The organism is Deltaproteobacteria bacterium (assembly GCA_018668695.1).
Lineage (GTDB): Bacteria > Myxococcota > XYA12-FULL-58-9 > XYA12-FULL-58-9 > JABJBS01 > JABJBS01.
Genome location: JABJBS010000158.1, coordinates 1 through 5,201, shown reverse-complemented (window position 1 = coordinate 5,201; position 5,201 = coordinate 1). Strand labels below are relative to the sequence as shown.

The window sequence follows — 5,201 nt, the reverse complement described above, 5'->3', positions numbered from 1 at the left end:
TTTATTGATTACGAAACGATGGCTCATTTTAAGACAATTGAGAAGCGTTCGAAAATACGGCTTGAGCGAGAAAGCGTTGAGGGCTTTGAACTACAGGGCGAAAGACCAAATAAGATAAAAGGTCCCGGCCCCATCAAAGGCAAGCGTCCAAATAAAAAAGATAAACTTCGAGCAGAGAAGTATTTTGACAAGTCCTGATACAGATTCTCTAAGTTAACCGCTGCTTAATATAAGAATCGATGTTCATAACGAGCGCCAGCACAAACGCAAAGACCAGTCCAAAATGAAAATCAGAGGTATACTCTGGCGTCTCCCGAACTGAGTCGAGCGCTCCAGTGACTAAAAGCCAAAAACCAAAAAACGCAAACCAGCCGTAGATATAATTCTTGAACTTACCGTTGGCACTCTCCATCTCAGGATCGACATCTCCCAACCGGGATTTTTTAATTTTCCGGCTCAAAGGAAAAAACAGAAGCTCAAATAGAAATGAAGCCCCGAGCGCTACGCCGAGGTCAAAATAATTCTCCGGAGATATCCGAGCAGTTTCTTGTACAAGGTCAAACAGAACACCCGTTAGCACAATGAGTACGAAGTAAAACAAAGAGTCTCGCACAAGGCTTGCTGCACCCAATAGCTTCTGCATCATTTCCAAATTGCTGCTCATCATCCGCTCGGTTCCGTCGCTCTCTCAATTTTTGTCGTTTCATCAGCGTCCAGGCGCCATAGCAAATACACACTCAGGATTGAAGAGCATGGAGTCACCAAAAGTGAGCTAATCGTGCCATCTCATTGAGAAATTAAGTATTAATCGAGAATATCAACCCCGCCCCCTATACCAGTAGCCCCATCAAGCCGCACAAGGCAAACCGCACCCCGATTCACCACACTAGGTGCTAAATCTAAAATCAGTTATGCTCATAGAGCACCAAACCAGGGAGCGCTTACATGCGTATCGGTTTTTTCACACGGATGTTGCCTCATTTGAGCCGAACGATGACCAGCGGCTGGCAACCCCCAACTCCCAGTGAAGGTGCTCACCTGCCACCGAAAGATACCTTTACCCAGATAAAAACAGTCCCACCACGCATCCAGGCACAGACACCCTCCTTGCCCGAGCCTCAACCCAGTTTTTTGTCGAGGATGCTCGCGCACTCCGCCGCAACCAGCAACTTCCCCGATGCCATATCAGCTGATGACATCGAACTGCTGGAATCCCTTGGTCCCGCCGACACGCAACCAAGGCCATCCCTGCCTGGACTGCCGGCATCCCCCAAAGCGCCCAAGTTTAGCCTTCTAAAACCAGCCACAGACCCGGGCTGGATGAAACGCTTTATTTCTGCTGCCCAGCTCAGTAACTTCCCCGAAGCCATATCAGCTGATGACGTTGAACTCTTACAACAGTCCGAATCCATTGATGACCATTTTGATATTCCAGACTTCGCCATTAATCTTCTAAGGCATAAACATTCGCTTGGGGATAAAATTAAACTTGGCAGCAAATCGGCACTGGCATTGAAACTCGAGGAACAGATCCACCGACCCGCCGATAAAAGCGTCGCAAACGATATCTTCCGCAAAGAAACGACAGATTCCATACTGGAGTCGGGAAAAAAAGTTGTGTGGTCTGAAACCACGGGCCTTGCAGAAATTGGAAGCGGACAGGCGGGAACTATTCCCGTTGGAACCATCGGGAAATTGGGCGCGGGGTTTAAGGGTTCTGCCATGGTTCAATATCGAACTGTTCACCCAATCACCTATAAGCAAGGGCAAAATCCCGACTCTCTCCCACCTCAACAAGTGTTTCTACCAACGGCACCCGAGCAGCTGATAGGTCTCGCTCCCGGAGTTGAATTCGAGGTTACCGGCAAGGCCACAGTGACGGGACATGCAAGCGCAAGCGTGGGTCGCACCGCAGGAACCGGTCCTATTCGAGCATCAGCCAGGGCAAGCGTAGGAGGGTCGGTTCTTCACAGCGGTGAAGTTAGTCTCAATATGAAAATACTAGATTCAAGCGGCATCGTACAAGTATCGGTAAAAAAACAAGATGTCACAACCGAGAAGCTTACGGCCGACCTATTCGCTGGGCTAGAATCGAATTTGGGATTACCGAAAGTAGGCAATGGTGTACTCAGACATGTTATTCAAAACGAACTAACCCGCCCCATAGCTGCCACAATAAGAAACAACGCTTCAGTCTCGGCAGGAATAAACAAACAAAAAGAAAACGCCGGCACAGATCTGGTGAGCTACACAATCGACTTAACCAGCCCCAACGGTATGGAAGCGTGCAAATCAATTATGGGCTTGTCTACTGCAACGGCCCAAACATTGAGTGCAATTGAAGGCAGTGGTGTCTCATCCAAACGGCTCGATACAACCTCCAACCGAGATAGCTTTCGTGCACATGTATCCTTTGGGGGAACTAAATTACTCCTACACAAGACACTCCTCGAGGACAAAGAAGTGAGTTACACCGGCAACGGAAAAAGCCTCATTTACCGGGAGAACCAATTTCAAGAATCAACCAAGAATATAATCACAGGATCCAAGAGCGTAACCTGGGATTCAATATCCGTTGACCGACCTGGCCATGAAAAAGACACGACCTTTTTCAATATGAAGTTTTCCTCCGATAAACTCTTCACCTCTGAAAACGCCTTAAAACGATTTTTGGGTTTCAGTGATTTACTATCACCCACTTACAAAGGAGAAGTCGATGCCGATCTCCCCGAACTCTCAGTGATCGATAAACTGCTAACCAACAAAGACGACGCCAAAGTGAATGTTGATATTTACTTTACAGAAGAAGGAATACGCCGCATCGACCAGTCGGATGCCACACAAGCCCGCGCCGCTTATCTCAGGGTCGAAGAAACTCTACGCCCCAGCTCGAAAGGCCTACTTTCCCTAGAAGACAAAACGGTCATAGAAGCTGAAGAAATCGCAGCCCTCTATGCAGACGCATCGACCGAACGTTTTATCCCGGAGTCAGGAGCACAATTTGATATGGCTCGCCTAGAAACCCGATACAGCCATCTAACGGGTCGTGAGCTTTCGAAAGACTGCCCAACATTACTCGGGAGCCAGAACTTTTCGCATCATGTTGAACGCCTCCAAGGAGAGCACGGCCCCAAACAGTACAGGGAATTTTTCTCCGAACTTGGGCAGTCCACAGAGCTGGACTACATGCCCACTCTTTCTGCATTGGCTAGGCTTGCCGGAGACGAAGAAACTTTGGTTCACCAGCTTAGCCTTCGAGGTCCAAACCTAAACATCGACACAGTGAGCGAGGGAAAAATCGCCCACCCTGCCACCACCATCAGCAAATTGATGGAAGCTCAGAAATTAACATAGGAAAGTGCAGAAAGAGGTCAGGAAGAGTTGCCTGTCTGCCTACCCGCCCAAGCTAAATCCCGAATACCGCGCACCCGAAAGCGCCGCCATCTATCTTGACCAAGTTGCTAAGCCTCGAGCATCGAATTGGCTGAACGCGCTGCGACCGCAGGCTCTTGGAAGCGAACCTTGCCCGTGATTCCGGCCAAAGACGCGGCGGTAAATATAAAGCCTAAGAGCCTAGTTAACGGCAAATCCGTAGAATAAAGTGCCGTACATATACCCGTCCGGAATCCACTCAGCGTCTTCGATACTCACTCCTACAAGGTAGTTATCTTCATCTGTGACTAATATATTGTCCTGGTCCACCTCGTAGACTATGCCTTGGTTGGCGGGAGACCACCCTAAATTCCCGCCGAGTTCACCAAAGTCCAACATCACATACTGTGTAAAGTAGTAAGGCAAGCCATCGTTAACCCAATCCATACCGGCTCCATCGAATAGTTCCTCACTCGTCTCAGCCATCGCCGGAGTAATCGGTCCGGCACCCACTCCGAAGGTAGAAGACTTTAAGTGCTCAAGAAAAGAAAGCTCGTCTCCGTAGATGTTACTACAAGATGGCGATTGCTCCTTGAAAGTCTCAGAGCCGCTTACGGTCCAACCGGCCCATTTCCCGGGTCCAACAAAGCCTGGGTCTAAGGTAGCGGACCCTTCATCGAATTCAAAAGTAAGCCAACAAGCGTTCTCGAAATCACCGAGACCATCCCAGTCATCTTGGGTTAATATCATCTGAAAGTTGGAATTGATGGTCCCAGTTTCTCCCGCCAAAGGAGGACCAATCTCGTTTTGATTGATGACATTTAGAGCGCCGAAAGCATAAACAGCGGTGATACCAAAATCAGGTTCCGGGTCAGTATTTGGATCGGTATCCGGGTCGGTATCCGGGTCAGTGTCCGGGTCAGTATCTGGGTCAGTATCTGGGTCAGTATCTGGGTCAGTATCCGGGTCAGTATCTGGGTCAGTATCCGGGTCGGTGTCCGGGTCGGTAACGGGATCGGTATTTGTATCACCGGAGCTGGTATCGCTGCCTGTCTGATCCGTGTTCTCTTCAATCTCTGGGCACCGATCAACACCAGAACAACCGAGGAATATCGGCAAAATCATCACACAAAAAACATTGCTAAGTACTCTTAAATACATCGGCACTCCCCTGCTTGGTTCACCGACACTAACCCAGGCAGCTCGGGCAGGCAAAGGTAGAGAAAATAGGCCTCTACCCATCATTGATGATGGGACACTTCAACATCCGGGAACGGTGATGGTCCCGACAAGAACACTTCGGCGTCTAAGCTTCCAAGGAGTGTATGCTGAAAAAATGCCAAGACGTAATCACGTGCAATGGTCCTGGCGAGTACATTATCGATGTAGGTCACTTCGTCAAAAGGATTCGTTTGACGCGTAGCTTGCCCGCATCCTGGTTCAAACATCTCCACCAATCCGCAAATCTCAGAAAAGGACCAATGGCCGGCATCGGTGACTTCCACCTTCCACGCTGGCGCTGGATGATTGTCGTAATTTTGGCGAAGCAAGAAGTTACCAACTTCAGTGATACTGTTGTCTTCGGTGGCCACGAGATAAAGCAGTGGCCGCGTTAAACTCGCCACACTCACCCCAGGAATCATAGGGTTCTCAATTGGCGCCGCTATCGCTACACCAGCCTTCACCCGGCTATCGTCCTGAAGAACACGCCCCGTAGTCACTGCGCCATAGCTATGACCAAACATCCCAATACGAGACTCGTCAAATTCTAATTCGGAAACTGCGCCAGTGGTTCCACTCAAAAGAGAATCGAGCACCGCGCGAATATC

Annotated in this window: 4 protein-coding genes; 1 reads left to right on the top strand and 3 read right to left on the bottom strand. The window is 49.3% G+C overall.

Going from position 1 to position 5,201, the window contains the following annotated elements; all coding sequences use genetic code 11:
* Positions 1 to 208: 208 nt before the first annotated feature.
* Positions 209 to 667 (bottom strand): hypothetical protein, encoded by a 459-nt coding sequence (locus tag HOK28_08445; GenBank protein ID MBT6433104.1) that lies wholly within the window; start codon positions 665 to 667, stop codon positions 209 to 211.
* Between the two features lie 278 nt (positions 668 to 945).
* Here HOK28_08445 and HOK28_08440 point away from each other — a divergent pair, with 278 nt between their 5' ends.
* Positions 946 to 3,354, top strand: coding sequence for a hypothetical protein (locus HOK28_08440; protein ID MBT6433103.1), 2,409 nt, complete (start codon positions 946 to 948; stop codon positions 3,352 to 3,354).
* Positions 3,355 to 3,573: 219 nt separating this feature from the next.
* Here the strand turns inward: HOK28_08440 and HOK28_08435 are convergent, their stop codons facing one another.
* Both HOK28_08435 and HOK28_08430 read right to left on the bottom strand, forming a co-directional pair.
* Positions 3,574 to 4,533, bottom strand: a complete 960-nt coding sequence (locus HOK28_08435; protein ID MBT6433102.1) for a hypothetical protein — start codon at positions 4,531 to 4,533, stop codon at positions 3,574 to 3,576.
* A gap of 80 nt (positions 4,534 to 4,613) precedes the next feature.
* On the bottom strand, positions 4,614 to 5,201 hold a 588-nt coding region (locus tag HOK28_08430), incomplete at its 5' end, for a hypothetical protein (GenBank protein MBT6433101.1).

Bases quoted from the DNA above. Each gene is read 5' to 3' on its own strand.
- HOK28_08445 (MBT6433104.1), bottom strand. From the start codon at position 667: ATGATGAGCAGCAATTTGGAAATGATGCAGAAGCTATTGGGTGCAGCA.
- HOK28_08440 (MBT6433103.1), top strand. From the start codon at position 946: ATGCGTATCGGTTTTTTCACACGGATGTTGCCTCATTTGAGCCGAACG.
- HOK28_08435 (MBT6433102.1), bottom strand. From the start codon at position 4,533: ATGTATTTAAGAGTACTTAGCAATGTTTTTTGTGTGATGATTTTGCCG.